Annotated in this window: 25 protein-coding genes; 12 read left to right on the forward strand and 13 right to left on the reverse strand. The window is 72.5% G+C overall.

The window, feature by feature from the left end:
- Positions 1–83: 83 nt before the first annotated feature.
- Together ACIGW2_RS24050 and ACIGW2_RS24055 are read right to left on the reverse strand one after the other, a co-directional pair.
- Complete coding sequence (locus ACIGW2_RS24050) at positions 84–2,936, reverse strand: SpaA isopeptide-forming pilin-related protein (RefSeq protein WP_399845736.1); 2,853 nt, start codon at positions 2,934–2,936, stop codon at positions 84–86.
- 222 nt (positions 2,937–3,158) lie between these two features.
- The gene (locus ACIGW2_RS24055) at positions 3,159–5,114 is read right to left on the reverse strand and encodes an ATP-binding protein (RefSeq protein WP_399845739.1); all 1,956 of its coding nucleotides are present in this window, start codon (positions 5,112–5,114) and stop codon (positions 3,159–3,161) included.
- A gap of 449 nt (positions 5,115–5,563) precedes the next feature.
- On the opposite strand from ACIGW2_RS24055, the gene ACIGW2_RS24060 reads away from it, so the two are divergent.
- From ACIGW2_RS24060 to ACIGW2_RS24090, 7 genes are all read left to right on the forward strand, one after another.
- On the forward strand, positions 5,564–6,355 hold the full coding sequence (locus tag ACIGW2_RS24060; protein ID WP_399845742.1) for a hypothetical protein: 792 nt from the start codon (positions 5,564–5,566) through the stop codon (positions 6,353–6,355).
- A gap of 133 nt (positions 6,356–6,488) precedes the next feature.
- A complete protein-coding gene (locus ACIGW2_RS24065; protein ID WP_399845745.1) occupies positions 6,489–7,238 on the forward strand; it encodes a DUF6928 family protein in 750 nt (249 codons plus the stop codon).
- Positions 7,239–7,481: 243 nt separating this feature from the next.
- Entirely contained in the window at positions 7,482–8,684 is a 1,203-nt protein-coding gene (gene fabV, locus ACIGW2_RS24070) for an enoyl-[acyl-carrier-protein] reductase FabV (protein WP_391656552.1), read from the forward strand.
- A 338-nt stretch (positions 8,685–9,022) separates the two neighbouring features.
- Positions 9,023–9,661: a hypothetical protein gene (locus ACIGW2_RS24075; RefSeq protein WP_399845749.1), complete on the forward strand. Its 639-nt coding sequence runs from the start codon at positions 9,023–9,025 to the stop codon at positions 9,659–9,661.
- Positions 9,651–10,493, forward strand: coding sequence for a hypothetical protein (locus tag ACIGW2_RS24080; protein ID WP_399845752.1), 843 nt, complete (start codon positions 9,651–9,653; stop codon positions 10,491–10,493). The genes ACIGW2_RS24075 and ACIGW2_RS24080 overlap by 11 nt, the downstream gene beginning before the upstream one ends.
- Positions 10,494–10,942: 449 nt before the next feature.
- Entirely contained in the window at positions 10,943–12,262 is a 1,320-nt protein-coding gene (locus ACIGW2_RS24085) for an MFS transporter (protein ID WP_391656549.1), read from the forward strand.
- Entirely contained in the window at positions 12,259–13,341 is a 1,083-nt protein-coding gene (locus ACIGW2_RS24090; protein ID WP_391656548.1) for a HesA/MoeB/ThiF family protein, read from the forward strand. The genes ACIGW2_RS24085 and ACIGW2_RS24090 overlap by 4 nt, the downstream gene beginning before the upstream one ends.
- A gap of 112 nt (positions 13,342–13,453) precedes the next feature.
- Here ACIGW2_RS24090 and ACIGW2_RS24095 read toward each other — a convergent pair whose 3' ends face one another.
- Positions 13,454–13,963 (reverse strand): GNAT family N-acetyltransferase, encoded by a 510-nt coding sequence (locus ACIGW2_RS24095; RefSeq protein WP_391656547.1) that lies wholly within the window; start codon positions 13,961–13,963, stop codon positions 13,454–13,456.
- A 69-nt stretch (positions 13,964–14,032) separates the two neighbouring features.
- Here ACIGW2_RS24095 and ACIGW2_RS24100 point away from each other — a divergent pair, with 69 nt between their 5' ends.
- Together ACIGW2_RS24100 and ACIGW2_RS24105 are read left to right on the forward strand one after the other, a co-directional pair.
- Positions 14,033–14,356, forward strand: coding sequence for an ArsR/SmtB family transcription factor (locus tag ACIGW2_RS24100; protein WP_391656546.1), 324 nt, complete (start codon positions 14,033–14,035; stop codon positions 14,354–14,356).
- Positions 14,346–14,861: a GNAT family N-acetyltransferase gene (locus ACIGW2_RS24105; RefSeq protein WP_399845758.1), complete on the forward strand. Its 516-nt coding sequence runs from the start codon at positions 14,346–14,348 to the stop codon at positions 14,859–14,861. The genes ACIGW2_RS24100 and ACIGW2_RS24105 overlap by 11 nt, the downstream gene beginning before the upstream one ends.
- Here ACIGW2_RS24105 and ACIGW2_RS24110 read toward each other — a convergent pair.
- The 3 genes from ACIGW2_RS24110 to ACIGW2_RS24120 are packed head-to-tail and all read right to left on the reverse strand — an operon-like array spanning position 14,858 to position 17,318.
- Complete coding sequence (locus ACIGW2_RS24110) at positions 14,858–15,913, reverse strand: ArsO family NAD(P)H-dependent flavin-containing monooxygenase (protein WP_399845761.1); 1,056 nt, start codon at positions 15,911–15,913, stop codon at positions 14,858–14,860. The two genes, ACIGW2_RS24105 and ACIGW2_RS24110, sit on opposite strands and share 4 nt — an antisense overlap.
- Positions 15,910–17,019, reverse strand: coding sequence for an ACR3 family arsenite efflux transporter (gene arsB, locus ACIGW2_RS24115; RefSeq protein WP_399845896.1), 1,110 nt, complete (start codon positions 17,017–17,019; stop codon positions 15,910–15,912). The genes ACIGW2_RS24110 and arsB overlap by 4 nt, the downstream gene beginning before the upstream one ends.
- Complete coding sequence (locus tag ACIGW2_RS24120; RefSeq protein ID WP_391656543.1) at positions 17,010–17,318, reverse strand: ArsR/SmtB family transcription factor; 309 nt, start codon at positions 17,316–17,318, stop codon at positions 17,010–17,012. The genes arsB and ACIGW2_RS24120 overlap by 10 nt, the downstream gene beginning before the upstream one ends.
- Positions 17,319–17,391: 73 nt before the next feature.
- On the opposite strand from ACIGW2_RS24120, the gene ACIGW2_RS24125 reads away from it, so the two are divergent.
- Positions 17,392–17,823: an arsenate reductase ArsC gene (locus ACIGW2_RS24125; protein WP_391656542.1), complete on the forward strand. Its 432-nt coding sequence runs from the start codon at positions 17,392–17,394 to the stop codon at positions 17,821–17,823.
- A gap of 6 nt (positions 17,824–17,829) precedes the next feature.
- Positions 17,830–18,831, forward strand: coding sequence for a thioredoxin-disulfide reductase (gene trxB, locus ACIGW2_RS24130; protein ID WP_391656541.1), 1,002 nt, complete (start codon positions 17,830–17,832; stop codon positions 18,829–18,831).
- Between the two features lie 63 nt (positions 18,832–18,894).
- Here the strand turns inward: trxB and ACIGW2_RS24135 are convergent, their stop codons facing one another.
- From ACIGW2_RS24135 to ACIGW2_RS24145, 3 genes are read right to left on the reverse strand one after another with little or no spacing between them, the layout of a single operon-like run.
- A complete protein-coding gene (locus ACIGW2_RS24135) occupies positions 18,895–19,587 on the reverse strand; it encodes an ATP-binding cassette domain-containing protein (protein WP_391656540.1) in 693 nt (230 codons plus the stop codon).
- A complete protein-coding gene (gene pstC / locus ACIGW2_RS24140) occupies positions 19,575–21,407 on the reverse strand; it encodes a phosphate ABC transporter permease subunit PstC (protein ID WP_391656539.1) in 1,833 nt (610 codons plus the stop codon). Before pstC ends, ACIGW2_RS24135 begins: the two co-directional genes overlap by 13 nt.
- 2 nt (positions 21,408–21,409) lie before the next feature.
- Complete coding sequence (locus ACIGW2_RS24145) at positions 21,410–22,318, reverse strand: phosphate ABC transporter substrate-binding protein (protein ID WP_391656538.1); 909 nt, start codon at positions 22,316–22,318, stop codon at positions 21,410–21,412.
- Between the two features lie 266 nt (positions 22,319–22,584).
- Between ACIGW2_RS24145 and ACIGW2_RS24150 the strand changes: the two genes are divergently transcribed.
- Positions 22,585–23,022 carry an ArsR/SmtB family transcription factor gene (locus ACIGW2_RS24150; protein WP_391656537.1) on the forward strand — a complete coding sequence of 146 codons (438 nt, stop codon included), beginning with the start codon at positions 22,585–22,587 and terminating at the stop codon, positions 23,020–23,022.
- A gap of 40 nt (positions 23,023–23,062) precedes the next feature.
- Here the strand turns inward: ACIGW2_RS24150 and ACIGW2_RS24155 are convergent, their stop codons facing one another.
- The 4 genes from ACIGW2_RS24155 to aroA are packed head-to-tail and all read right to left on the reverse strand — an operon-like array spanning position 23,063 to position 26,968.
- Positions 23,063–23,782, reverse strand: a complete 720-nt coding sequence (locus ACIGW2_RS24155; RefSeq protein ID WP_391656536.1) for a hypothetical protein — start codon at positions 23,780–23,782, stop codon at positions 23,063–23,065.
- Positions 23,779–24,132 carry a hypothetical protein gene (locus tag ACIGW2_RS24160; protein WP_391656535.1) on the reverse strand — a complete coding sequence of 118 codons (354 nt, stop codon included), beginning with the start codon at positions 24,130–24,132 and terminating at the stop codon, positions 23,779–23,781. The genes ACIGW2_RS24155 and ACIGW2_RS24160 overlap by 4 nt, the downstream gene beginning before the upstream one ends.
- A complete protein-coding gene (gene gpmI, locus ACIGW2_RS24165; RefSeq protein WP_399845770.1) occupies positions 24,129–25,661 on the reverse strand; it encodes a 2,3-bisphosphoglycerate-independent phosphoglycerate mutase in 1,533 nt (510 codons plus the stop codon). Before gpmI ends, ACIGW2_RS24160 begins: the two co-directional genes overlap by 4 nt.
- The gene (gene aroA / locus ACIGW2_RS24170) at positions 25,658–26,968 is read right to left on the reverse strand and encodes a 3-phosphoshikimate 1-carboxyvinyltransferase (protein WP_391656533.1); all 1,311 of its coding nucleotides are present in this window, start codon (positions 26,966–26,968) and stop codon (positions 25,658–25,660) included. The genes gpmI and aroA overlap by 4 nt, the downstream gene beginning before the upstream one ends.
- Between the last annotated feature and the right edge of the window lie 14 nt (positions 26,969–26,982).

Here is a 26,982-nt window from a genome sequence, read left to right on the forward strand (position 1 = left end):
CCCGGCCCGGCCTGCGCGGCCGAACCGGTGAACGCGCCCCGCCCCTCCGCGGGAGCGGATCCGTGCTCAGGCGCCCGCGGGCGTCACCGCTTCGGGCCGCCCTTGCAGTCCTTCCCGTGGCACGGCTCGCCGCGCTCGTTCGGGATGCTCACCTCCACCGGCCGGGTGTCGCCCCTGGTCACGGAGAAGGGTCCGAAGACGTTCGAGCCCGGCAGGACGTACCCCTCGGGCACCGCCGTCTCCCGCAGGTAGTACTCCCCGAGCGGCAGGCCGGTGAAGGAGCACAGGCCCTTGGCGTCGGTGGCGCAGCCGGCGCCGATCCGGGCGTCGGGCTTGGCGCCGCCGGTCTGCAGGCCCACGGTGCCGTTCGTCTCGCGCCACAGCTCGAACACGGCGCCCGCCAGCGGGCGTCCGGTCTTGGCGTCGGTCTTGAACAGCTTCAGGGAGCCCTTCGGCTCCGGCTGGGGCGTGCGGGTGTTGCGGGCGGTGATCCGCACGCCGGAGGCCGCGTTGTCCTCGGTGAGGACGAGCGGGCCGAAGACGGCGGGGGAGGGCAGGTCGTAGCCGCGGGGGGCCTTGGTCTCCTGCCAGTAGTACGTGCCGGTGCCGACCCGGCGCGAGCACAGGCCGTCGGCGCCGGTGGTGCACTCGCCCAGGGCCTCGTCGGGGTCCGCACCGCCGGTCTGGAGCCCGGTGGTGCCGTTGGTCTCCTTCCACAGCCGGAACTCCGCGCCGGCCAGCACCGCGCCGCTCGTCGCGTCCTTCTTCAGGATCTCGACGGCGCCGCTGGTCGGGACGACCGGGGTGCGCGCGTTGAGCGCCTCGATCGTGACGCCCTGCTGGGCGTTGGCCTCGGTGAGGACGAGCGGCCCGAAGACCGCCGGGTCGGGCAGCTCGTGCCCGGCGGGCGCGGTCTGCTCCTCCCAGTAGTAGGTGCCCGGCTCGACCGCGTGGCTGCACACGCCGTTGGAGTCGGTGGTGCAGGTGTCGCCGACGGCGGTGTCGGTGTCCGGGCCGGTGGTCTGGAGCCCGGCCGTGCCGTTGGTCTCCCGCCACAGCTGGAACACCGCACCGGGCAGCTCGCGCCCGGTCTCGGCGTCCTTCTTGACCACCTTCACCTCGCCGCTGGTCGGGGTGACCGGGGTGCGGGAGTTGTTGGCGACGACGCTCACGCCTTGCTCGGCGTTCTCCTCGGTGAGGACCAGCGGCCCGAAGACCGCCGGGTCGGGCAGCTCGTAGCCCTGCGGCGCCGCGGTCTCCTGCCAGTAGTACGTGCCGGTGCCGACCGTGCGCGAGCACAGGCCGTCGGCGTTCGTGGTGCAGGGGGTGCCGACCATGGTGTCCGGGTTGATGCCGGTGGTCTGGAGCCCGGCCGTGCCGTTGCTCTCCTTCCACAGCCGGAACTCGGCGCCGGGCAGCGTTGCGCCGGTCTCCGCGTCCTGCTTGAGCACGTCGACGGCGCCGGTCACCGGCAGCCGCTCGTCGCGCGCCTCGACGGTGACGCCGTTCGCGGCGTTCTCCCGGGTGAGGACGAGCGGGCCGAAGACGGCCGGGTCGGGCAGCTCGTAGCCGCCGGGGGCCTTGGTCTCCTGCCAGTAGTACGTGCCGGTCTCCACCGTCCGGGCGCAGGCGCCGTCGGCGCCGGTGGTGCAGGGGTCGCCGACGGCGGTGTCGGCGTTCGCGCCGTTGGTCTGGAGCCCGGCCCTGCCGTTGGTCTCCTTCCACAGCCGGAACTCCGCGCCGGGGAGCACGGCACCGGTGTCGGCGTCCTTCTTGACCACCTTCACCAGGCCGGTGGCGTTCGGCGCGGAGCCGCAGTCCGGCAGGCTGCCGTTGAACGGGTACGCGTGGAACTCCTGCCCGCCGCCGCCCGAGGCACTGCTCGTGTGGGTCAGCGAACCGGTGGTGAAGAAGCGCCCGTTGATGCCGGGCAGGGTCACCGTCGTGCTCGACTTCTGCTCGCCGACGAGCACGCTGCCCTGGAACTGGCCGGTGCCGTTGAGGTTCACGGTGGTGGCGTCCGGGATGTTCCACAGCAGGCGCTCGCGATAGGCGTTCAGCGGGTCGGTCCGGTCGTCGATGCCGCCGCTGTAGGTGTTGACCGTGCGGTTCGCGCCGAGGACGTTGACCAGGACGGTGGCGTTCGCCGGGACGTTCCGGAAGACGATCCCCTGCTGTCCGCCGGTCGGCCCGGTGAGGTCGAAGTCGACGTTGAAGATCTGGAGTGCCGAGCTGCCGTCGCCGGTGAACACCGTCTCGCCGCCCTGGTTCACGGCGGTGCCGGTGGGGGTGCGCGGGGCGCCGTCGACCCGGGCGTAGCAGCGGCTCGCGGCGGTCAGCTGGTCGCGCAGCGCCGTGTACGGGTCGGTCGCGTCCGGGTCGCGGACCAGCGTGGAGACCACGGTGCCGGTGAGCGCGCCGGCGTGCCGCACGACGCCCTTCTCGGCGAGCAGCCGCTGGCCGGTGGCCACGCTGATCTTGCCGCCGGTGGTCAGCCAGTCCGAGTCGACGGGCGGGGGCACGCGCGAGCCGACGCCCACCTCGCCGATGTTGTAGACCTGGCTCGCCGAGGCGCTCTTCGCCATGTCGAAGTCGTCGAGCACGACCACCCGGCCCTCCGCCTCGGCGGCGGAGCCGCGCACGAGGAAGTCCTCGCCGACGAAGATGTTGATCGCCTTGTCGCGCCCGGCGATGTCGCCGTTGCCGATGCCGGGGAAGGGGGACGGACAGCTGCCCGGTACGCACGGCCCGAGCCCGCCGGGCAGCGGTGCGGCCACCGCGGGCGCGGCCGCCGCGCCGAGGAGGAGCGCGGGGACGGCCGTGGTGGTGACGACGGCACCGGCCAGGACGGAGGCGAGCGCGGCGGACCTGCCGCGCGGGGCGGATCTCCCGCGTCGCTTGCGACGGGTGCTCCCAAATCTGCTGCTTTGGATCATTTCGCGAGTTTCGCAGCCGTCCCGGGCACCTCCCGGCATTGGTGCCGACGACCCGAACCGCCCGCCGGCAGACCCACTGAGCTGCATGAACGCACTGGGCCAGGTGGCGCAGGCCGGTTTGCGCGGACGGCGCGGTGGGGCGTGGGCGCGGTACGGGCCCGGACCCCGGTGCGGCCGGGGTGGACCTCCGGTGGGTACGGGCCCGGGGCGGGGTGCCGGCGGTCAGGTCCCGGACCGGGGCGGGGGTACGGGCGCGGAGGCGGGCGCGGGCGGGTGCGGGGTTGCGGGGGCGGGCCCGGCTCCGGGGCCGGTGTCCTCCGGGAGGGTGTCGAGGAGCCGGCGCAGGGCGGCGCGCGGCTGCGGGGCGTCGAGGCGGGCGTCGAGATGTCCGAGGGCCCGCTCGGCGCGGCGGCGGGCCCGGCCGGGGTGCCCGGCCCGGAGGTCGGCGAGCGCCCGGGCGTACTGCGCGAGCGCGGTCGCCCAGGTGTCGTGGTGCCCGGTGCGCTGGGCGAGCGCCCGGCGCGCGGTGCGTACGGCGCGGGCGGGCGCGGTCGCGGAGTGCACGATGGCCAGCGCGGCCAGGCTCACCGCCGGCGTCGGCCCGCCCGGGGCGAGCGGGGGCACGGTGTCGGCGGCGTGGCGGTAGTGCGCGGCGGCGGTCGCGAGCTCCCCGCGCTGCCAGGCGAGGGTGCCGTGGACGTGGGCGATCCGGCCGACCAGGGCGTCGTCGCCGCTGAGCACCGCGACCGGCCAGGCGCGGTCGAGCAGCCGCTGGGCGGTGGCCGGGTCGGCGCCGGTGGTGAGCCAGCCGGCGAGCCACTGGCCGCGGGCGGTCAGCCGGTCGGCGGCGGGCAGCCGCGGCAGCAGCGCGAGCACGTGCCCGGCGCCCTCCCGGGCCCGCTCGTGGGCCACCCACCAGAACCACAGGTGGAGCACCGTCTCCAGGGCGATCTCGGCGTGCCCGGTGTCGTGCGCGCCGCGGCGCACCAGCGCGGTCAGGTCGGCGAGTTCGTCCTGGACGAGCCGTACCGCCTGCTGCTGGAGCCCGGTGTTCCACAGCGTCTCGGCGACCGCGGCGGTGCTGCGGCAGTGCCGGGCGTGCCGGCCCCGGGCGGCGGCCGACTCGCCCGCGGCGGCGAGCCGTTCGGCGCCGAAGTCGCGGGCGGCCCGGGTCATCCGGTAGCGCGGTTCGAGCACCGCGCCGAGCTCCGAGCCCCGCTCCAGGGCGCCGATCGCGGTCAGATGGGCGAGGGCGCCGGGCACCCGGTCGGGGGAGAGGTCGGCGCCCTCGCACACGAAGACCGCGGCCCGCTCCGTGAAGTCGCCGGCGAACACGCTGAGCCGCCGCCACGCCTTGCGCGCCGCCGGCTCGCACAGCGCGTGGACGGCGCCGAGCGAGGCGCGCCAGGAACGGTGCCGCTTCAGCAGCGGCCCGGTCGCCGCCAGCCAGCACTGCCCGTCCTGGAGCCGGTCGGCCAGCGCGTCGGCGGGCAGGTCGGTCAGCTGCGCGGCGGCCAGTTCGATCGCCAGCGGATTGCCCTCCAGGAGCCGGCAGACCCGCGCGACGGCCGCCGGGTCCGGCTCGCCGGGCACCCCGTGCGCCTCCGCCGAGGCCCGCAGCAGCTCGGCGGCCGGACCGGTGGCCAGCGGGGCGAGGCGTACGACGTGCTCGTCGCCGAGCCCGAGCGGCCGCCGGGCGGTGACCAGGACCCGCAGCGCGGGCAGCGCCATCAGCAGCGACTGCACGATCCCGGCGCACTGCGCGTGCACGGGGTCGACGTCGTCCAGGATCAGCAGCAGCTCGCCGTCCGGCAACGCCCGTACGGCCTCGCCCAGTTCGGGCGCCGGGCCGGTGCCCCGGTACCCGCCGCCGGCCGCGTCGAGGGCCTGCGCGATCCGCCCGGCCAGCGCCCGCGGCCCGGCCGGCACCCCGTCGTGCCACCGCACCCGCACCATCGCCTGCCACGGCGCCTCCGCCGGCGCCACGGCCGCCAGCGCGAGCCGGCTCTTCCCGACCCCGGCGGCCCCGGTCACGCTGACCAGCCGGTGCGCCCGCAGCGCGCCCCGTACCGCCGCGAGCTCCGTCTCCCGCCCGACCAGCCCCTGCGGCCCGCCGCCCCGCTCCAGCAGCCGCACCCCGCCGGTCTGCCCTGCCCACACGCCCAGTACCCCCGTCACGTCGTCCCACATCTCCTCACCGGCCCCTGAACCCGCAGGTCCCGCGCGCAGAACCGTCACTGCAAGGGGTGTCACGGGACGTCAACGCCCCAGGGCGGGAGGAGGTAGCGTGCCGGGCCCGGCTGTCACCCTCCCCGGTGACCCGGACGCCCTGCCCGGCCCCGCAACCGATCCGGTTCGAACGCCGAACGGTGATCGCCGAACGGCTTCGGACGCGCGGGGAAGGCGGGCGGGGGCCGATCGTGGACGCGGCCGGCGGGGGTTGGTCCTGCCGGCGCAAGCCTGTCCCCCGTGCGGGGACGCGGGCCGTTTCCCGCACCCGGGCCGAGGCCCCCACGGGTCCTGATCGCAAAGTCCGTGTGTACGGAAACCATCCCTTCCCCGCACGGCAGACCCCCGCACCGCTCCCCTCGCACCGCTCGCCTCGGAGGCATCCGACCGTGGTTCTCGTGATCGTCATCGCCGTGCTGGCCCTGCTCGCCGGCCTCGCCGCCAACCGCTGGCTGAGGCCCCGGCTCGTCGGCGATGACGACGACACGGGCATGGGCGTGAAGGACCTGGTGGGCCCGCTCCTGACCATGACCGTCCTGCTGCTGTCCTTCGTCCTGGTCACGGCCAACGGCTCCTTCGGCAAGGCCGAGCTCGCCTCGCGCGGCGAGGCCAAGGCCCTGGACCAGATCGTCGAGACCGCCGAGTACGCGCCCCGGGCGCAGCGGGAGCGGATCCAGGCCGACGCGGTCTGCTACGCCCGGGCCGTCCGCGAGCAGGAGTGGCCGGCCATGTCCGACGGCAAGGGGTCGGCGGCGCCGAGCGTGTGGTCGACGGACTTCCGCAAGACCTTCCGGACCCTGGAGGGCAAGCCGGCCTTCGGCATGCTGATCGCCGCCGACAACAAGCGCTCCGACGAGCGCGAGGAACGCCTCACCCAGGCCACCGCGAGCATCCCCAGCGCCATCATGTGGTTCCTGCTCGCGACCCTGATCATCACGGTGACCGCGCTCGGCATCTGCCTGCCGCGCCGCAACAACCGCGGCCAGATCCTCACCCTCGTCGTCATCACCGCCCTGCTGACGACGGCGCTCTGCATCATCCGTGACGTCGACCGCCCCTTCGGCGGCATCATCGACGTCGAACCGACCGCCATCGCGGAGGCCGAGCGCCAGGCCACCCGCGACTTCACGGCCAACCACCCGGCCTCGGCCCTCCCCTGCGACGAGCACGGCAACCGCCGCGCGGCCTGACGCCCCCTCACCGGCGGGCGGGTCACCGCGTCCGCGCCCCGCGCGCCGAACCGGGCATCGAGGAGGCCCACGCCGGCTGACGTCCGCCGCCGACAACCTCGGGCTGTCGGCGGCGGGGGCTAGCGTGCGTCGCATGGGAGCGAAGACGGCGCTACTGGCGTACGCGGACGGAGACGTGGCCTCGGCACTGCGGAAGGCCGGCGAGCCGGCGGCCGAGGGAACGGCGGCGTTGCTCGCCCGGGTCTTCCCGGGCCGGGCGGCGGAGCCGACGCCGGCCGACGTCCTGGGCGACTCGACGTACCCGCCGGAGCACCTCACGTACGCGGCGAGCTTCCCGGGCGTGGACCTGGTCTGCGACCGGCGTCTGATGTTCGACCGCCCGTCGGAACTCCCGGCGCACCTCCTGGAGGCCGCCGCGGGCCGTCGCGTGATCCTGCACGCGATGCACAGCGTCTCGGACTGGCTCGCCTTCGCGGTCTGGGAATCCGGCCGCCTGGTCCGCTCACTGAGCCTCTCCCCGGACGGTGGCATCGCGGAGAACATCGGCGCCCCCTTCCCCTTCGAGGCGCCCTACTGGGCAGGCGACCGCAGTGTCGCGTCCGAACCGGAGTGGGACGAGGAGCCGTACCCACTGCCGTTCCACCCCCTGGAACTGGGCGACGAAGCCCTGCGCGCCCTCTTCGGCTTCCTCCTGGAAGGCCGGCCCTCACCCGGCGACGTCGACCCGCAGGAGGTCCCGCTGCTCGGCTTCCACCTCACGGAGCCGGACCCGTCCCGGCGGGGCCGCGAGCGGGCAGCACTCGAAGAGGCGGCCCGGCGGATGCAACGCAGGACGCTCCGCCTGGGCCCGGACGGGGAGTGGAGCGAAGCCGCCGACGGGTGACGGGACCCGGTCCTGCTCTCCGCCCACGCCCGTTGCGTCTCCGGCCGGATCGCCGAACTCCAGCAGCGCGTCGAAGGACCCCGCACACTCCCCACGGGAGGCAGTGAACCCTCCAAGACCGGTCGGCGATCGTTGTGCCGATCAAGATCACGGCCCTCACCCCCGCGGCCGCAGACTGACGGGACGGGGTGGCCGAGACAGCCGCCGTGGCCTTGACCGAGACGAAAACCGGGGAGTCACATCGTGAGCGAACGCGTCATCGCACCCAAGAGCCGGGGCTTCCTGTTCCTCGACTCCCATCCCGCCGGCTGCCGGCAGCTGGTCGACGAGATGTGGCGGGCCGTTCCCGGCCAGGCTCCCGCAGGGAGCGAAGGGCCGGTGGCCCTGGTGATCGGCTCCTCCGCCGGGTACGGCCTGGCCGCCACGATCGCGGGCCTGGCCCGTGTCGGTGTCCGTGGCATCGGGGTGTGCTTCGAGAAGGCGCCCGCGCGGCGCACGGGCACGGCCGGCTGGTACCGCACCGCCGCCACCGCCCGGCTCGCCCGGCGGCACGGGCGGGACATGGTCTTCGTCAACGGCGACGCGTTCAGCGACACGGTGAAGGAGCAGGTCGCCGACCTCCTCGCCCAGCGGTTCGGGGGCCGGCTCGACTACCTGATCTACTCGGTGGCCGCGCCCCGCCGCACCGACCCGGACACCGGCGACGTGTACGCCTCGGTCCTCAAGCCGATCGGCTCGCCGTACACCACCAAGACGCTCGTCTTCGACGAGAACGGCGCACCGGAGGTGAAGGAGGTCACGACCGCGCCGGCCGAGGGCGACGACATCGAGCAGACCACGGCGGTGATGGGCGGCGCCGACTGGGAGCGGTGGATCACGTTCCTGGCCGACCGTTCCCTGCTCGCCGACGGCTTCACCACCGCCGCCCTGTCCTACATCGGCTCGCCCCTCACCGCGGCGATCTACCGACAGGGCACCATCGGCGCCGCGAAGGCCCATCTGGAAGCCACCGCCCGCACGTTGGACGAGCGCCTCGGCAAGACGGTGGGCGGCCGGGCCATGACCTCGGTCAACGCCGCCGCGGTCACCCAGTCCTCCACCGCCATCCCCGGAATCGCCCTGTACGTCGGGCTGCTGCGCGGTGTCCTCGGCGAGGCCATGGTGGCCCCGATCGACCAACTCGTGGAGCTGTGGGACCGCCTGACCGGCGCGCGCCCCCTCGACCTCGACGACGAGGGCCGGGTCCGCCTCGACACCTGGGAACTCGACCCCGCCGTACAGAGCGCCGTCGCGGAACGCTGGACCACCGCCACCAGTGGCTCCATCACCGAACTCGCCGACCTCGGCTGGTTCGGCGACGAGGTCCGGCGCCTCTACGGCTTCTCCGTCCCCGGCATCGACTACACCTCCGCCGTCGAAACGGACATCCCCTGGCCCACCACCTGATCCGCCGCTGCGTGGACGAGGGTGCGGAACACGGCCCAGGGGGGGCACGGCGAACTGCCGCGGCAGCCCCGTCCGAACGACCGGGACGAGGTCCGGCTTGCGGCGGAGCGGCTCGTCGTCGTTCTCCGCGCGCTTCCTGTCGTCCGCTGCGACGGCAGCCCTCTCCCTGCCTCCGGCCCGTGACCTGGGCCGGGGACTTCGGCGGGCAGGAGGGTGCCAGGCGCGGTTCATGCCAGTGGTTGTGGGTTCCGCGGGCCCGCAAGCCGGTCGAGACTCGACGGTGACCGCATTGTGCGCCGGCATGGGCGGTGTACACGTCCCATCGAAAGAGAGTGCACGTGTCCCCAGTACCCCGGGCCAAGCTGCTCAGTCGGGCGATCCTCGCGGGGACGTCCGTCTATCTCGCCGGCCAGGTGGTGCACACGGTCCTCAACACCAACCGGTGGCCGTTCTGCACCTTCAACATGTTCGCGTACCACAAGCGTGACCAGGCGCTGCAGATGCGCGTCCGGCTCTTCATGGACGATGGCGAGACCGTCGGGCCCACCGACCCGTGGTCCCTGCTGCCGTTGGAGTTCTTCCGCGTGGTGTCCGTGCTGGAGCGTGTCTTCCACGCGCAGGACGACGTCGAGGTCCGGGACCGGTTCTGCCGGCAGGCGCTGGAGCGGCTGAACCGGCGCGGCTGGCGGGCGTGGGACGAGGTCAAGCCGGCGTTCCGGGCCGGCCCCGGTCGGCGGTTCGTCGCGATGGAGCTGTACTTCGTCGAGGTCGACTTCCGGACCTGCTCGCCCTTCGACCGTACGGAAGTGACGTCGGCCGAACTCGTGCACCGGTACGACCCGGCCGGGGTCGTGGCCGGACAATCGGCGGAGGTCCTCTGGCGGTTCGTCGAAGCGCTCGCCGAACCTCTCGCCGAGGAAGCGGAGAAGAAGAGCGAGAAGAAGAGCGAGAAGAAGGAGGCGGGGCATGCTGCCTGAGATCACGGGGGCGCGGCGCCGACTGGCCCTTGCCCGGCTCACCACCGGCCTGGCCGTCCTGAACACGCTCTGGCACCTGCCGCCCGGCGACGCCCTCGTCGACGAGTGGAGCCGGAAGGAGGAGGGAGAGCGCGAGCGGCCGGGACGGCTCAGTCCCGAGCAGTACGAAGCCATGCGGCGGCTCGCGTTCGTCTCGACGGCCGCCTGGACGCTCGGCGCCGAGAACAAGGCCGTGAAATTCGCCGCCAACATCTCGTTCGCCGCCGTGCAGCGGCACGTGGCGCAGTTCGACCAGCGCGCGTGGAACTACAACTCCAACCTCAACGTCTACCTGCTCCTGCTCTCCCTGACCGACTCGCGCGGCAGCCTGGCGCAGACCGATCCCGCTGAGGACGACGGCTCGGCGGAGGAAGTCGCGGCGGCCGTGCTGCTCGCGATGCGCCTGTACTACGGGTGTCTCTACTTCCAGTCCGGACTCTCCAAGATGCTCTTGAGCGGACCCGCGTGGGCCGACGGCCGCACCCTTCGCGGAAGCTGGGCCGAGCTCGGCACCCGGGCCGGCAAGTGGCTCAGCAGGCGGCCCGTGACGGTGGCCGCTGCCGCCAGCGCCGCCACGCTCGCCTTCGAACTCCTCTTCCCGGCCGCGCAAATCGTCCTGCGCGGACGCCCCCGGGCGCTGGGTGCGGCGTCTCTGGCCCTCCACGCGTCCATCAAGGCGACGATGGACATCTCCTTCTGGCACCACGCCGTCCACGCCCTGCCCCTGTTCGTACTCGACCCGGGTGCCGAACGGCATACGGCGCGATTCCTGCGCGTCCTGCGGAAACGGTGACACGACGCGGGAAAAGGACCGCGAGAGCGCCGTACGCCGGCCCCCCGAGCTTTCCGCTCGGGGGGCCTTTGCCTTTCCTGAACAGGGTCGGGTGCTGTTGTCCGTTGTCGCCCCGGGCAGCTTCCTGCCGCGGACATTTGATGCCACAAAAAGATCTTCCGGGGGCCCTTTCGGCAGGACATCATTAACTCGTCGCCAACAAACGGAGGCGATACCGGGAGGGAATCCCGGGAAACATCGAGAATCCTCAGGGAGTCATCATGCTGAAGATCATCAAGGTTGTCGCTGCCAAGGCCGTCTCCGGTCGGGTCTTCAACTAGTAGCAGTTGCCTCGCGGGCCGGGAGCGGCCCTCGCTCCCGGCCCGCGGCAGCGGCTGTCCACAGCCTCACGGCTTTCCTTTCACGGTTTCCATTTTCGGATCAGCGTTCGCTCGGAGGCGGAACGGCCCATGGTGCACACGGAAACGAAGGACGCGGCGCCGTCCGGATCCCCATCCGTCTGGCGTGACTCCAGGTTCCGTCGCCATTTCGCCGGAATGTGGGTCAACGCCTTCGGGAACGGTGTTTTCAACATCGTCCTCCCCCTCCTCGTCTTCGACCGGACGCATTCCTTCGCCGCCATGGGTGGTGTGGCTCTCGCCACCCAGCTGCCCAAGGCCTTTCCCGGCCCTCTCGTGGGGGTTTTCGCCGACCGTCGGTCGCCGCGCGCGATGATGCTGTGGGCCTATCTCCTCCAGGCCGGCCTGGTCCTCACGATCCCGGTCGCCGCCGGTGCCCCCGTGGGCGCGGTGTGGCTGATCGGCCTCATCGCCTACGCGATGAACACCATCGACCTGTTCGCCCGCACGGCCACCTTCGTCACCATCCCCCGCGTGTACGGCGACCGCCGCAGCAAGGTGAACGCCGCCTTCGCCAGCGCCTGGACGTCCGCCTCGGTCCTCGGCCCCGCGGCCGGCGGGTTCCTGCTCCAGGTCACCACCGCCGACGTGCTGATGCTGCTCGACAGTCTCACCTTCCTCGCCATCGCCGCGGTCGTGCTCACCATCGGCGCCCCGACCACACCCGCGAACGCCTCCACCGCGCCCCTGCGCAAGAGCGTTCTGGACGGCCTCACCTGGTTCCGCCGGGCGGAGGGCGCCGGGCGGTTCATGGGCTCGATCGCCGCGGTGGCGGTCGTGTACGCACCCCTCGGCACCCTGGCCGTGTTCGCCGTAAGGGACGTGTACGGCGACGGGCCCACCGAGGCGGGCATCGTGACGAGCGCCGCGGGGGTCGGCCTCTTCCTGGGGACCCTGATCTGCCAACGGCTCGCCGACCGGCCCAAGGAGCCCGTGATGCGTCGGGCCGCCCTGTGGATGGCCCTCGGTTCCGCCGTCTTCGCCGTCCCCTCGTGGATCGGGGCGGCGACGGCGATGCTCGTCGTGAACCTCTGCGGCATGGTCTACGCGGTCTCCCGCTCCAACCTCATCCAGGAACGCGTGCCGATGGAGCACCTGGGCCAGACGATGACCGCCGTGCAGTCCCTGGAGTCCGCCGTGCAGCCGGTGTCCGTCGCCGTGGTCAGCGCGGTGCTCGCCCTCGCCGGACCGTCCGGAGCCGCCGCCTTCCTCTCCGTCTTCTCGGTCGCAGCGGCCCTCCTCGTCCTCGGCGGCGGGCGGCTCCTGGCCCCCCGTACCGAGACCGTGACCGCCGCCGGCACCGCCACCTCGTCCGCCACGAATCCCCTGAAAGCGACCGCCCCCGCGGCGGCCCACGGAGGCACCCGATGACATCGATCAACCTGCGGCAGGGCCTCTCCGTCCTGCAGCCCGGCAAGGACCTCATGATCGGCCTCATGCCGCCCGCGGCACTGGTCATCGAGGACGCCCCGGATTACCTGCGACACGTCCTCTCCGCCTTCTCGAAGCCCGTCCGGGAGTCGGAGGCGCCGGCCATCGTGGCTGCCCACTCGGGTCTGGGTGACGACGAGGCCCGGCAGCTCCTCGACGAGCTCGTGGGCGCAGGTGTCCTCACCCCGCACTGGGTCGACCGGGAGGAGCGCTACAGTCGCCACCGCCTCTACTTCGGCGTCTCCGGCTTCGACGGCGACCCGATGGCAGTCATCCGTAAGAGCACCATCGGTCTCATCGGCACCGGCGGGATCGGCAGCAACGTGGCGATGATGCTGGCGGCGGCGGGCGTGGGCCGGCTCGTGGTCGCCGACGCGGACGTCGTGGAGACCACGAACCTCACCCGCCAGTTCCTCTACACCGAGGGCGACGTCGGCACCCCGAAGGTCGAGGCCCTGGCCCGTCGTGTCGCCGAGCGCAACGCCGAAGTCCGCGTCGACGTCGTCAACGAGGTGTTCGACGGACCCGACTTCGCCGTCCGGCACTTCGCCGACTGCGATCTCGTCATCCTGTCCGCCGACACCCCGCAGGACGTACACCGCTGGCTGAACGAGGCATCGGTGCGGACCGGTGTCCCGTACACCTGCGCCGGCTACCTGGACACGATGGGCATCGTCGGTCCGCTCGTCGTGCCCGGTCGGACGGCCTGCCTGGAGTGCCACTTCGCCGAAACGAGCCTGGCCTCGTACAACGGCGGTGACCTGGCGGGCACCGACTTCACCGACTACAACCGGTCCTACCAGGCGCCGAGTTACGGCCCGCTGAACGCCATGGTCTCCGCCGTCGCCGTCAACGAGACCCTGCGCTTCCTCCTCGGCCTGCCGGCCAGGTCGCTCGGTTCCAAGCTGCTGCTCGACTCCATGGAGTACGGCGTCCAGACCGAGGAGTACGAGAGGAACGAGGCCTGCGCCTCGTGCGGCGCGGGCGCGCGCGAGGCGGCCCTGAGCGGGGCCGCGTAGGTGCGGACGGGCACCGGGTGGTGATCTCCGGGTGCCGGCAGCGGTGGAGGACGATCCCGCGCCGGCACCCGGCCTTCCGCGCGTCCGGACGCGCGGGCGACGGCCGCCCGCGTCAGCCCCGCAGCGGAAGCGCCATCTCCAGCTCGCGTTGGCTCTCGTTCAGCGGGTACGGCTCCTCGTGACCCGTCGGGACGAAGCCGCTGCGCCGGTAGAAGCCGATGGCCCGCCGGTTCTCCTCGTGGACCAGGAGCACGAGCCGCTCGGCCGCCGTCTCGTCCCGGGCCCAGCGCACGATCTCGTCCAGCATGAGTGCCGCCACCCCGCCGGCCGGGCCCCGGTGATCGGGGTGCAGCCAGACGCCGACGAGCTTCGCGGTGTCGGACGACGGCAGGAAGCCGTTCATGACTCCGACCCACGAGCCCTCCGGGTCCACGGCCGCGACCCCGATGTTGCCGGGGCTCGCGGCCCGGGTCGTGCGGAACCGCCACTCCGTCTCGGGGTGGCCGAGCGCGTCGTCCACGGTCTCCAGGTAGGCGAGCGGGGTGTCCCGGAGCATCGCCAGGCGTATCGCCCGGTAGTCCGCCCAGTCCTCGGCCCGTACGCGGTGCAGGGTGTAGTCCATGGCGGGCGATCTTCGCAGGACGCGGGGAATCTGGCCAAGGGAGCCATTATCGAATATCGTCGATGATCGATGAAGACCTCCGAAGCGATCACCGAAGAGCAGGCCCGCACGTACGCCACCTGGTTTCGTGCCCTCGGCGACCCCACCCGCGTGCGGCTTCTGCACCTACTGGCCGCGGCCGGGCGGCCGATGACCGTCGGTCAGCTGGTCGACCGCGTGGAGATCGGCCAGTCGACCGTCTCCCACCACCTGAAGATCCTGGCCGACGTCCGCTTCGTCCTCCCGGAGAAGCAGGGCACCTCGACCCTGTACGCCGTGAACCGCACCTGCCTGTCGGTGTTCCCTCGCGCGGTGCGGTCGATCATGGGGGAGGGGGCGTCCGATGGGTGCTGAGTTCGTCGTGGCCCCGATGACCGCCGACCACGCCGAGCAGGTCCTGGCGATCTACCGGGCGGGCATCGACGAGGGCGATGCCACCTTCGAGACGACCGTCCCGACGTGGGAGGCCTTCGACACGGCCAGGCTCCCCGGGCACCGCTTCGTCGCCCTCGACGGCGGCGGTGGCGGCGTACTCGGCTGGATCGCCGCCTCCGCGGTCTCCGGCCGGTGCGTGTACGCGGGCGTCGTCGAGCACTCGGTGTACGTCCACCCCGAGGCCCGCGGCCGTGGAGTCGCCCGCGCCCTCCTCGGAGCGCTGGTCGACTCCACCGAGGCGGCCGGGATCTGGACCATCCAGTCCGGCATCTTCCCCGAGAACACGGCGAGCCTCGCCCTGCACGCACGCGCGGGCTTCCGCGTCATCGGCAGGCGCGAGCGCATCGGCCGCCACCGTGGTCGCTGGCGGGACACGGTCCTCGTCGAGCGCCGCAGTCCGGTCGTCGGCCGCGACGTGTCCTAGCGCAGCAGCTCGGCGATCGCCCGCGCCGCGTCGCGGGCCGGGCGGCCCACCCCGATGAGGGTGGCCGAGGCGGGGCCCGTCCAGTCGCCGTAGCCGAGCAGGTGGAGGCGCGGTTCACCCAAGGCCTGGGTACCGGTCGTGGGGATGTGGCCACGGGGGCCGCGCAGGCCGAGCGGGGCCAGGTGGGAGAGGGCGGGACGGAACCCGGTGCACCAGATGATCGCGTCGGCCTCGCTGGTCATGCCGTCCGCCCACGCGACGCCGGTCGGGGTGAGGCGGGTGAACATCGGCTGGGCCTTGAGCAGTCCGGCGTCACGCGCCGCGCGCACGGGCGGGACGGCGACGATGTCGCCGAGGGAGGCGACGCCCCCGGTGTCCGCGCGGCCCTCGTCGAGGGCGCGGCGGCGGGCGGTCGCGTGGTCGAAGAGGGCCCGGCCGTCGATGTCGTCCGCGAGGTAGCGGGGCTCGCGCGGGGTGACCCAGGTCAGGTCGGTGTCGTGGGCGAGGTCGGCGGCGATCTGCGCGCCGGAGTTGCCGCCCCCGACCACGATCACCCGCCGGCCCGCGACGTCGCGCGGGCCCCGGTACTCCACGGTGTGGAGTTGGGCGCCCCGGAACTCCGCCCGGCCGGGAACGGCCGGGACGAAGGGGCGCGACCAGGTGCCGGTCGCGCTGATCACCGCGCGGCACCGCCAGGTGCCGGAGTCCGTCTCGACGCGCAGGTGCGTGACGTCCCGGTGGACCGCCTCCACCCTCACCGGTCGCACGACGGGCAGCTCGTACCGCTGCTCGTAGTCGGTCAGGTACGCGACGACGTGGGCCGCGTCCGGGTACGTCTCGCCCGGTTGCGGCGGCATGAGCCGGCCGGGGAGGGACGAGTGGGCGGCGGGGGAGAACAGGTGGAGCGAGTCCCAGGTGTGCCGCCAGGCGCCGCCCGGAGCGGTCTGGGCGTCGAGGACGACGAAGTCGAGTCCGGCCCGGCGCAGGTGGTAGCCGGCGGCCAGGCCTGCCTGGCCGCCGCCGATCACCACGACGTCCGTGGACCCGCTCATGCGCCGGCTCCCCGCCCGGCGGCGGCGAACCGCTTGCGCCAGGCCAGCGAGACGTAGACGAGGGCGACGAGGACGGGGACCTCGATGAGCGGGCCGACGACTCCGGAGAGGGCCTGGCCGCTGGTGACGCCGAAGGTGGCGATGGCGACGGCGATGGCCAGTTCGAAGTTGTTGCCCGCGGCGGTGAACGCCAGCGTGGCGGTGCGGTCGTAGGGCAGGCCGATCGCCTTGCCGAGGGCGAAGGTGCCGAACCACATCACCGCGAAGTAGACGAGCAACGGGAGCGCGATGCGGGCCACGTCGAGGGGCTGGGAGGTGATCGTCTTCCCCTGGAGGGCGAAGAGGATCACGATCGTGAAGAGCAGGCCGTAGAGCGCCCAGGGGCCGATTTTGGGCAGGAGGGTCCGCTCGTACGACTCCCGGCCCAGTTTCTTCTCGCCGATGCGGCGGGTGAGGAAACCGGCGAGCAGCGGGATGCCGAGGAAGACGGCGACGTTGAGCGCGATCTTCCCCATCGAGATGTCCAGCGTCTCGCCCTCTCCGAGGCCCAGCCACCCCGGCAGGAGGTCGAGGTAGAACCAGCCGAGCAGGCCGAAGGCCAGGACCTGGAAGACCGAGTTCAGGGCGACCAGGACGGCCGCCGCCTCGCGGTCCCCGCACGCGAGGTCGTTCCAGATGACGACCATCGCGATGCAGCGGGCGAGGCCGACGATGATCAGGCCGGTGCGGTATTCGGGCAGGTCCGGCAGGAAGATCCAGGCGAGGGCGAACATCACGGCAGGACCGAGGACCCAGTTGATGACGAGCGACGACGCCATGAGCCTGCGGTCGCCCGTCACCGCGTCCAGTCGGTCGTAGCGGACCTTCGCGAGGACCGGGTACATCATGACCAGCAGGCCGACGGCGATCGGCAGGGAGATGCCGCCGATCTCGACCTTCGCGAGCGCGTCGTTCAGGCCCGGGATCAGCCGGCCGAGCCCCAGGCCGAGTGCCATGGCCAGCAGGATCCACACGGCGAGGAAGCGGTCGAGGGTCGACAGCTTCGCGACGACGGACTTCTCCGCGGGCGCGGACGCCGGCGCGGGGGCGGTGGGGGTCACGGGCAGGACCTCTTGGAGTCGGTGTTGGCGCGGGCGGTGGCGGCGAGTCCGGCGAACTGGCCGGCGAGCAGGTCCAGGACCTCGGGCTTCAGTCGGTAGTACGTGAACCGGCCGCAGGGTTCGGTCTCCACCACGCCGGCCTCCCGCAGCACCTTCAGGTGGTTGGAGAGGTTGGTCTGTCTGGCACCCGTCTCCTCGACCAGGTGCGTGGTGCACAGGGTCTCGTGGGCGAGCAGGGTCACGATCCGGAGCCTGAGCGGGTCGGCCAGGACCCGCATCAGCTCAGTGTCGACTGACGTCAGCATGGACTGATACTGTCACATCATTGACGGCTGATGCCAGCCCGGGCTGACGCCTGACCGCTGTGAAGGAAGAACGATGTCCGAGACCCCGCTCGCCTCCGTGCTGTTCGTCTGCGTGCACAACGCGGGCCGCTCCCAGATGGCCGCCGGGTTCCTCCGCCACCTGGCGGGCGACCGCGTCGAGGTGCGCTCCGCCGGCTCGCTCCCGGGCGATCGGGTCAACCCCGCCGCCGTGGCCGCCATGGCCGAGCTGGGCATCGACATCTCCGACCAGAAGCCGAAGGTCCTCACCCCCGAGGCGGCGCGCGCCTCCGACTACATCATCACCATGGGCTGCGGCGACGCCTGCCCGTACTTCCCCGGCAAGACCTACCTCGACTGGCAGCTGGACGACCCGGCCGGCCAGGGCGTCGAGGCGGTCCGCCCCATCCGGGACGAGATCCAGGGGCTCATCGAGGGCCTCATCGCCGACATCGACGCGACCCACTCCGAGAAGCAGGAGAACTGAGCGCACATGACGAGCATCCCGACCGGAGCCCAGGACGACGTCCGCGAGGTCATCATCATCGGCTCCGGGCCGGCCGGCTACACCGCGGCCCTCTACACCGCCCGCGCCCAGCTGAAGCCGCTGCTGTTCGGCAGTTCCATTTTCGTCGGCGGCTCGCTCACCACGACCACCGAGGTCGAGAACTTCCCGGGCTTCCCCACCGGCATCGACGGACCGGATCTCATGGACAACATGCGGGCCCAGGCCGAGAAGTTCGGCGCCGAGATGATCGACGACGACATCGTCTCCGTCGATCTCGCCGGCGACATCAAGCTCCTCACCGACTCCACCGGCACCGTGCACCGGGCCAAGGCCGTGATCATCGCCACCGGCTCGGGCTACCGCAAGCTCGGCCTCCCCAAGGAACAGGAGCTGTCCGGTCGCGGCGTGTCCTGGTGCGCCACCTGCGACGGCTTCTTCTTCCGCGACCGCGACATCGTCGTGGTGGGTGGCGGCGACACCGCCATGGAGGAAGCCACCTTCCTCACCCGCTTCGCCCGTTCGGTCACCGTCGTCCACCGCCGCTCCACGCTGCGAGCCTCCAAGGCCATGCAGAACCGCGCCTTCGCCGACGACAAGATCAGCTTCGCGTTCGACAGCGAGGTCGCCGAGCTGAAGGACGAGAACGGGATGCTGTCGGGCCTCGTCCTGCGTGACGTGATCACCGGAGAGACGCGCGACCACGCCGCGACCGGGCTGTTCATCGCCATCGGCCACGACCCGCGCACCGAACTCTTCGCCGACCAGCTCGACCTCGACGCCGAGGGGTACCTCAAGACCCAGGCGCCGTCGACCCGGACGAGCCTCCCCGGCGTCTTCGGCGCCGGCGACGTGGTCGACCACACCTACCGGCAGGCCATCACCGCCGCCGGCTCGGGATGCGCCGCCGCCCTGGACGCCGAGCGGTACCTCGCCGGTCTCCGCGACGCCGACCCGGTCGGCGGCACCGAGCTCGTCGCGGCGGGCTGACATGACACCGGGCCCGGTCCGTCGTGATTGCCGCACGACGGACCGGGCCCGGCCCCCGACACCTCAGGCAGCCGCCGTCGCCGGCAGCTCGATCCGCACCGTACGGTCGCAGAGTCGTTCCACCTGACCCGGGTCGTGCGAAACGAGCAGGACCGTCCGGTTGCCGCGCAGGGCGGCCACCGACTCCTCCACGGTGTCCCGGCTCCGCTCGTCCAGCGCGCTGGTCGGCTCGTCGAGAAGCAGGGCCGCCGGCTCCAGGGCGAGGGCGCGGGCCAGACAGAGCCGCTGCCGCTGCCCGTTGGAGAGCGACTGGGCAGGGTCGTCGAGCCGGCCCCGGACCTCGTTCCACAAGCCCGACTCCCGCAGGGCCTGCTCCACCCGCTCACGCATGTCGGCCCGGGACGCCCGCACCAGGTGCCGCAGCCCGAAGAGCGCGTTGTCGAGGATGCTTCCGCCGAAGACCACGGGGGTCTGGGGCACCAGGACCACGGTGCTGCGCAGGGCGGAGTCGCCCTTGCGGTGGCGGACGGGCCGCCCCTGCACCTCCACCTCGCCGTCCCTGGTGAGTCCGTGCGGCAGCAGGTCGACCAGGGCGCGCAGCACCGTGGACTTGCCCGCGCCGGAAGGCCCGCACAGGCCGGTGGTCGAACCGGCCGGCAGTTCGAAGCTGACCGGGCCCACCAGGGTCTTACGGCCGTCCAGCACCCGCAGGTCGCGGACGGCTATCACGTGGTCGACGGTTGTCACGTGGTCCATCGTCGTGCTCCTTCGAAGCGGTTGCGCAAGGCCACCGCGAGGCCGAGAAGTGCCGCGGTGATCAGCACCAGGACGAGGGCGCTGCCCCATGCCTGAGCGATCGCCTCCGGGGCACCCGAGTCCTGGGACAGGGTGAAGATGTGTGTCGGCAGCGCCTGCACCGGAGAGTTGAAGACCCCGCTGGGCAGGGCAGGCGCCCCGAAGAACACCGTGGCGGTGAAGATCAGGGGAGCCGTCTCGCCCGCGGCCCGGGCCAGGCCGAGCAGCAGCCCCGTCAGGGTGGCCGGCCAGGTGTAGGGAACGACGACCGAGCGGATGTACTGCGAGCGGGTCAGGCCGAGGGCCAGGGCGCCTTCGGTGAGCTCGGCGGGCATGCCGCGGATGCGGCCCGCGGTGGTCAGGGCGATCACCGGTACGACGACGGGGACGAGGACGATGGCCCCGGCCAGCCAGGACCGGCCCCAGCCCATGGCCGTGCAGAGGAGCACGTAGCCGGCCAGGCCGAGCAGGATCGTCGGCGTGCCGCCGACGGCCACCGTCAGGGTCTCCAGGACGCGCGCCGCCTTCGGAGAGGCGTACGCGCCGATGAAGACGCCCGCGCCGTAGCCGAGGGGCAGGGCGATCAGGCCCGTGGTGGCCAGGAGCAGCAGCGTGCCGAGAATCTGCTCGCTCACCCCGCCGCCGGCCGCGCCGGTGGAGGGCGAGAACCAGAACGCCGGGTTGAACGCCGTACTGCCCCGGGTCACGAGGATCGACAGCATGCCGACGAGCAGGAGTCCCGGCAGCAGCAGTGCCGCGAGGCGCACGGCCGTGGTGAAGCGGTCACGCGGGACGCGCAGCCGGGCGGAGGCCCGGTGGGTGCGCCCGGCACGCGCCGTGCCGCGGTCGGAGGCTCGCCGGGTGCCCCAGACGGTGGCCGCGGCCACCAGGGCGAGAAGGAGGATGCCCAGACCGCACAGGGCCGCGAAGTAGGGGCCGGAGGTGCCCGCGAGCATCGGCTCCGGGCCGGCCAGCTTCGTGGTCAGGGTCTGGCCGGGGCGCACCAGGAAGGAGACGAACTCCCCGAACGACTCCGGGAGTCGCCCGTCGGCCCGGCCGATGACCATGAAGACCGCGATGGCCTCGCCGAGCGCCCGGGCCAGTCCGAGCAGGACGCCGGCCCGCATGCCCGTACGCGCCTGTGGCAGGACGGCGGACCGCACGACCTCTCGACGGGTCAGACCGAGGGAGTAGGCGGCTTCCCGGTAGCGGCCGGGAACCGCGGCCAGGGCGTCCACGCTCACCGCGACGATCGTCGGCATGATCATCACGGCGAGGACGATGGCCGCGGCGAGCAGGCTGTCACCGCCGGGCACGTTTCCGAGGGCCGAGACGAACGGCCGGATCACCATGATGCCGATGAGTCCGTAGACGATGGAGGGGACCGCGGCGAGCAGTTCGACGCTCAGTCGCAGGGGGCGGGCGAGCCGCGGGGGCAGGTACTCGGACAGCGCGATCGCCGCCGACCAGCCCACGGGCACGGCCAGGGCCAGAGCGAGGACGCACACGACGGCCGAACCGTAGATCATGGCCAGGGCGCCGAACTCGCCGGCCGTCGGGCTCCACGTCGGGTTGCCGACCAGGGAGGCCCAGTCGACGTGACCCCTCGCGATGCCGGTGGCCAGGTAGCCGATCAGGACCGCGAGGGCCAGCGCCACCGAGAACATCCCGGTGTACACCCATCCCCAGACCCATCTCGCCCGCCCGGGGCGGCCGCCCTCCGCGGGCGGCCGCACCACGGCGGTTCCGGGCGCCGAGCGGCGCTCCAGAGTGAGGCTCACGGTCAGAGCCCCATCTGCTTGAGGGTCAGGTAGCCGTGCTTCGGCAGCAGCTTCTGGCCCTCGGCCGAAACGATGTAGTCGATGTACTGCTTGGCGGCGCCCTTCGGCTTGCCGTTGGTGATCATGTAGAGCGGCCGGGTCATCGGGTACTTGCCGGACGCGATGTTCTCGTTCGTCGGTGCGATGCCTTCGAGCGGGATGGCGACCAGCTTGTCGTGGCCCTCGATGAAGCCGGTCGACAGCGGGGCGACGGAACCGCGGGTGGACTCCAGCTTGTTGCGCGTCTCGAGGTTGCCGCCGACGACCGCGTAGTTGGCCGACTTCGGCGGCGCCGGTGCCTTGCCCTTGCCGTAGATGAACTTGTCGAGCACCTCGCGGGTGCCGCGGCCGGGCTCCTTGTCGTAGACGAAGACCTGCAGGTCGGGGCCGCCGACCTCCTTCCAGTTGGTGATCTTCCCCTCGAACAGACCCTGCACCTGGGCCTTGGTGAGGCTCTTGACGCCGGCGTCGGCGACTTCCTTGGTGATGATGACGCCGACCGCGTCGGCGCCGATCTGCGTGGGGACGAAGTCGGTGTTGGGGTAGGTCTTCTTGTCCTCGTCGGCGATCGGCTTCGAGCTGAGCGCGATGTCGATCTGGCCCGAGCCGAGCTGGGAGATGCCGCCGGCCGAACCGCCCTGAGTGGCGACCGTGATGTTCAGACCCTTGGCCTTGAGGGCCTCGGCCGCGTCCGAGGCCACCGGGGCGACGGTGGTCGACCCGCTGGCCTGCAGGGCGGACGAGTCGGCCTTGGCCGCGCCCCCGCAGCCCGTCAGCACGGTGCCGAGCAGCAGTGCGGCGGAGGTGGCGGCGTAACCGGCGCGCATCCGCTTGTCGGCGAGGAGGGACGGCGCCTGAGGGGGCTGAGACATGACAGACATGGGCGTGCCTTTGCTGGTGGATGAAGGGTGGAATGGGAGCGAAGGGCGGGTGAACGACCCTGGCGCTCACGAGTCTGCTGAGCCGGCGGCCGGCGGAGAAGGGGTTCGAGGTGGCAGCAACCGCGTACGGCACCCACCTGCCGGGCGGGGTGCCCGCGGAGCGCGCGGGAGGGGCGTGCTGAACGACAGGCGAACAACGGGTGAACAGGCTGAAAGGGCTTGCCTGACACCCCGTCGGGCGCCCGTAGGGTGATCACATGCCCGTCAAACAGGTGACCGACCATCCCTCGGGGCTTCTCCCCTTCCTCGACGAGGATCCGACCTGCGGGGCGCCCCTGGACGTGGATCCGCTGCCCAGGGACCGTGCCGAAGTCCTCGCGCGGAACCTCAAGGGCATCGCCGACCCGACCCGGCTGCAGATCCTCAGCGTCCTGCTCGTGGCGCCCGAGGGAGAGGCGTGCGTCTGTGATCTGACGCCGCTGCTGGGGCTCGCCCAGCCGACCGTCAGCTACCACATGAAGATCCTCCTCGATGCCGGTCTCGTGACCCGAAGGAAGCGCGGCACCTGGGTCTGGTACGCCGTCAGCCCGGAGCACCGTGTCGTCCTGCACGCCCTCATCTGGGGCGGGAGCGACGGTGGGGACGGGCCGGGGGCAAGGACGCCGAAGCCCGGGCCGGCCACGCGGGAGGCGTGACCGACCCGGGCCGGGGCGGACTGGGCGGTGCGAACGGACGTCAGACCGTGACGGCCGCGTGCGCGATCACATGCGTGGTGAACGCCGTGATCAGGGGGTGGATCTCACCGGGGGCGGACACCAGCTCCGGCTGGAACAGGGTGCCGACGAAGAACGGGTGCCCCGGGACCTCGGCGGCGCGCGGCGCCCCCTCGGTGTCCCAGCCGCTGAACAGGACGCCCGCGTCCGTGAGCCGCTCGACGAACGCCGCGTTCAGACCGTACTTGCAGTGGTACGTCTCCGTGGTGCGCTCGGCTCCGTCGTACACGGAGGCGAGGCGGCTGCCGGCGGTGAGCAGCAGCGGCGCCTGCTCGCCCGCGAGGCAGCACGTCAGCGGAACGATCAGCGGAGTGGGCGCCTCGGGGTCGTACTGGACGTCGTCCGCGTCCGTGAGGCCGACGACCGTGCGGGCGTATTCGATCAACGCGTGCTGGAAGCCGCCGCAGGTCCCCAGGTAGGGGATGCCGTTCTCGCGGGCGTGCCGGACGGCGGCCAGGACGCCGTCCTTGTTCTCGTACGGCGAGCCGGGGACGACCCAGATGCCCTGGAAACCGTCGAACGACTCCGGGCCTGTGATCGTCTCGGTGGGCACCCACTCGGTGTCCACGTCGAGTTCGGCACGGAAGCGGTCGAGCCGGGCGTGGGCCGGAGACTTGCCGTGGTCTCCGATCAGCGCCACGCGCGGGCGCGGACCGGTGGCGGTGGCCGTGGCGATGGTCATGCGGTCTGCTCCTGGGAAGGGGTGAGGGCTCGTCCGAGCCGGACGAAGCCGTGCGGGAGGAGGCGCGCGACGAGCAGGCCGTCGCGCTCGGCGGTCGTGGAGGCTCCGCCGAGGAACATCAGCGGTCCGTCCCCCCGCGGGAGGAGCGACTCGGGCAGCACCTCCTGTGGCTCGGCCGTGAGGTTCGTGACGGTGAGCACGTGGGCCGAGCCGTCCGCACTGATCCGGACCTCGGCCGAGAGGGCCGGTCCGGTTTCCAGCTCGTGGCGGGCGGCTTCCGGCGCGAAGGCGCCGGCGAAGAGCGCGCCGCCGGGCGTGGCCGCCTCCGCGAGGGAGGGCGCGAGGGTCACAGCAGGCTCCTTCCGGTCATGGCGGGGCCGCTCGGCCGGCCCAGCAGGGCCAGCACTGTGGGGGCGATGTCGGCGAGACCGCCGCCGTCGCGGAGGGCGCCGGGCAGTAGCTGCCCGGGGGCGGGGACGACGACGGCGGGGACCGGGTTGGTGGTGTGCCCGCCGTACGCGAGCGGGGTGCCGTCGGGTCCGGGCTTGGACATCCGCTCGGCGTTGCCGTGGTCGCCGACGAGCAGCACCCAGCGGCCGGCTGCCGCGGCGGCGGTGAGGATCCGGTCGACCTGGCCGTCGGTGTACTCGGCGGCCCGCACGGTGGCGTCGTGGTCGCCGGTGTGGCCGACGACGTCGATGTTCGCGAGGTTGGCCACCACGAGGGCGACGTCCTCCCGGGCGGCGGCCTCGATCACGGCGTCGGCGACGCGGTCGAGGTTCATCTCGGGCCGGGCGGTGTATTCGGGCGCCTCGTCCGAGGTGATCCGGACGTGCTCCTCGACCTCCCGGCGCCGCTCGTCGCGCCCGTTCAGGTAGTACGTGACGTGCTCGAACTTCTCCTGTTCCGCGACCCGTACGGACCTGAGGCCGTGTGCCTCCAGCTGGTCCGCGAGGCCGCCTGAGGCGTCGGCGCGGCCCACCAGGGCGGGGATGTCCGCCTCGGTGTCGTACCGGGCCAGGGAGAGAATCCGTACGTCGCACTCGGCCAGGTGCTTGACCAGGTCGTCGGCGAGCTGCTGGATGCGGTCGCTGCGGAAGTTGGTGAACAGGACCGCGTCCCCGTCCCGTACGGTCGCCAGCGGTGCGCCGGCGGCGTCGGTGAGGACGGTCGGGGTGACCCAGACGTCGCCGTCGCCGGCCCCCGCCAGGACCTGGCCGTGGTCGCGGGCCGTCGCACCGCGTCCGTCGGCGACGGCCAGGGTGACCTTGGCGGTGAGCTCCAGGTCGCCGCTCTTGTCGAGGGCGTAGCCGCGGCCGGAGACCGTGGCGAGGCGGCCGACGCCGGTCGCGGCGAAGAACTCCTCGACCCGGCCGAGGTAGTGGCCGGCGGTGCGGTCGGCGACGTCCCGGCCGTCGGTGACGGCGTGCACCCAGACCTTCTCGACGCCGCGGGCGGCGGCGATGGCGAGCAGCTCGTGCAGATGGTCGACATGGGCGTGGATCTGCCCGTCGGAGACGAGCCCGACCAGGTGCAGCGCGCCGCCGCCGGAGGCGAGGGCGTCGAGCACCTCGGTCAGGAGCGGGTTCTCGCGGAGGCCGCCGCTGTCGATCTGCCGCTGGACGAGGACGCTGTCGTAGTCCAGCGGCCGGCCGGCGCCGATGACCATGTGGCCGATCTCGGAGTTGCCGACCGTGCCGGGCAGCAGGCCGACGTGTTCGCCGGAGGCCTCGACGAGCGTCGCCGGGTACTTGGCCCGGATGCCGTCCAGGACGGGGGTGTCCGCGACCGCGAGGGCGTTGCCGGGCCCCGGCTCGGCGTGGCCCCAGCCGTCGAGGACGAGCAGGATGCCGGGGGTTTCCGCGGTGGGCTCGCTCATCGCAGGGTGTCCAGGGTCTGCCAGAAGGCGGGGAAGGACTTGGCGACGCAGCCGGGGTCCTTGATGACGACGCCCGGCGTGCGCAGGCCCATGACCGCGAAGGTCATGGCGATGCGGTGGTCGTCGTAGGTGTCGATGACCGCGCCGTGCGAGGGGCCGCCGTGGACGGTCATGGCGTCGTCGTACTCGTCGACCGTGATGCCCATCTTGCGCAGCTCGGTGGTGACGGCGGCGATGCGGTCGCACTCCTTGACCCGGAGGCTCGCGATGTTGGTGATGCGGGTCGGCCCCTCGGCGAAGGCGGCGACCGCGGCGAGCGAGGGGACGACGTCCGGCATGGCCTCCATGTCGACCTCGATGCCGTGCAGCCTTCCGCCGCTGACCGTGATCGAGTCCGCGGTGACCTCGGTGCGGGCGCCCATCCGGCCGAGGACCTCGACCAGACCGACGTCGCCCTGGTGGGAGGTCGAGCCGATGCCGGGGATGGTGACCCGGCCGCCGAGGATCGCGGCGGCGGCGATGAAGTAGGAGAGGCCCGAGGCGTCGGGCTCGACGATCGCGTGGCCGCCCTTGAAGGACTGGCCCGCGGGCACCTTGAACCAGCGGTAGCCGTCGCGCTCGACGGTGATGCCGTGCTCGGCGAGGGTGGCGAGCGTCATCTCGACGTACGGCTTGGAGACCAGTTCGTCGACGATCTCGATCTCGGTGTCCTGCTTGGCGAGTACGGAGCTGATCAGGAGCGAGGAGGTGTACTGGCTGGAGACGGCACCGGAGATCTTCGTCTTCCCACCGACGAAGTTGCCGCCGGTGACGCGGATCGGCGGGGAGCCGTTGCCGCGCACGGCGATCGCGTCGACACCGAGGCCGGGCAGCGCGGCCAGCAGGTCGCCGAACGGACGTTCCTGCATGCGGGCGTTGCCGGTGATCGTCGTGGTGCCCTCGGCGAGGCCCGCCATGGAGATGAGGAAGCGCAGCGGCGTGCCGGCGCCGCCCACGAAGATCTCCTCCTGCGGTGCCGTCATCGGCCGGCCGGTCGGGGTGAACGTGATGCGGGCGGCCTCGTGGTCGATCTCGGCGCCGACGTGGCCGAAGGACTCGACGGCCTTGGTGAAGAAGACGGTGTCGTCGGAGATCAGCGCGCCGTCGATCACGCCCTCCTTGCCGGAGAGGGCGGCGAGGGCGGCGACGGCGATCTGCCGGTTGGTGTAGCTCTTCGAGCCGAGCACCCTCACGTCGTGGTCGATGCCGGCCAGCGTCTCGACGGTGAGTTCGTCGGCCTTGAGACGGGGGTCGTTGATGCCGCTCATGGGCGGTTCTCCTC

The organism is Streptomyces sp. NPDC053541 (genome assembly GCF_044544705.1).
In the GTDB taxonomy this organism is placed as follows: Bacteria; Actinomycetota; Actinomycetes; order Streptomycetales; family Streptomycetaceae; genus Streptomyces.

Coding starts and splice junctions, on each gene's coding strand:
- trxB (WP_391656541.1), top strand. CDS start 17,830: ATGACGAGCATCCCGACCGGAGCCCAGGACGACGTCCGCGAGGTCATC.
- ACIGW2_RS24110 (WP_399845761.1), bottom strand. CDS start 15,913: ATGAGCGGGTCCACGGACGTCGTGGTGATCGGCGGCGGCCAGGCAGGC.
- ACIGW2_RS24150 (WP_391656537.1), top strand. CDS start 22,585: ATGCCCGTCAAACAGGTGACCGACCATCCCTCGGGGCTTCTCCCCTTC.
- gpmI (WP_399845770.1), bottom strand. CDS start 25,661: ATGAGCGAGCCCACCGCGGAAACCCCCGGCATCCTGCTCGTCCTCGAC.
- ACIGW2_RS24155 (WP_391656536.1), bottom strand. CDS start 23,782: ATGACCATCGCCACGGCCACCGCCACCGGTCCGCGCCCGCGCGTGGCG.
- ACIGW2_RS24085 (WP_391656549.1), top strand. CDS start 10,943: ATGGTGCACACGGAAACGAAGGACGCGGCGCCGTCCGGATCCCCATCC.
- ACIGW2_RS24145 (WP_391656538.1), bottom strand. CDS start 22,318: ATGTCTCAGCCCCCTCAGGCGCCGTCCCTCCTCGCCGACAAGCGGATG.
- ACIGW2_RS24095 (WP_391656547.1), bottom strand. CDS start 13,963: ATGGACTACACCCTGCACCGCGTACGGGCCGAGGACTGGGCGGACTAC.
- ACIGW2_RS24135 (WP_391656540.1), bottom strand. CDS start 19,587: ATGGACCACGTGACAACCGTCGACCACGTGATAGCCGTCCGCGACCTG.
- ACIGW2_RS24050 (WP_399845736.1), bottom strand. CDS start 2,936: ATGATCCAAAGCAGCAGATTTGGGAGCACCCGTCGCAAGCGACGCGGG.
- ACIGW2_RS24120 (WP_391656543.1), bottom strand. CDS start 17,318: ATGCTGACGTCAGTCGACACTGAGCTGATGCGGGTCCTGGCCGACCCG.
- ACIGW2_RS24125 (WP_391656542.1), top strand. CDS start 17,392: ATGTCCGAGACCCCGCTCGCCTCCGTGCTGTTCGTCTGCGTGCACAAC.
- aroA (WP_391656533.1), bottom strand. CDS start 26,968: ATGAGCGGCATCAACGACCCCCGTCTCAAGGCCGACGAACTCACCGTC.
- ACIGW2_RS24065 (WP_399845745.1), top strand. CDS start 6,489: ATGGGAGCGAAGACGGCGCTACTGGCGTACGCGGACGGAGACGTGGCC.
- ACIGW2_RS24100 (WP_391656546.1), top strand. CDS start 14,033: ATGAAGACCTCCGAAGCGATCACCGAAGAGCAGGCCCGCACGTACGCC.
- ACIGW2_RS24080 (WP_399845752.1), top strand. CDS start 9,651: ATGCTGCCTGAGATCACGGGGGCGCGGCGCCGACTGGCCCTTGCCCGG.
- ACIGW2_RS24105 (WP_399845758.1), top strand. CDS start 14,346: ATGGGTGCTGAGTTCGTCGTGGCCCCGATGACCGCCGACCACGCCGAG.
- ACIGW2_RS24090 (WP_391656548.1), top strand. CDS start 12,259: ATGACATCGATCAACCTGCGGCAGGGCCTCTCCGTCCTGCAGCCCGGC.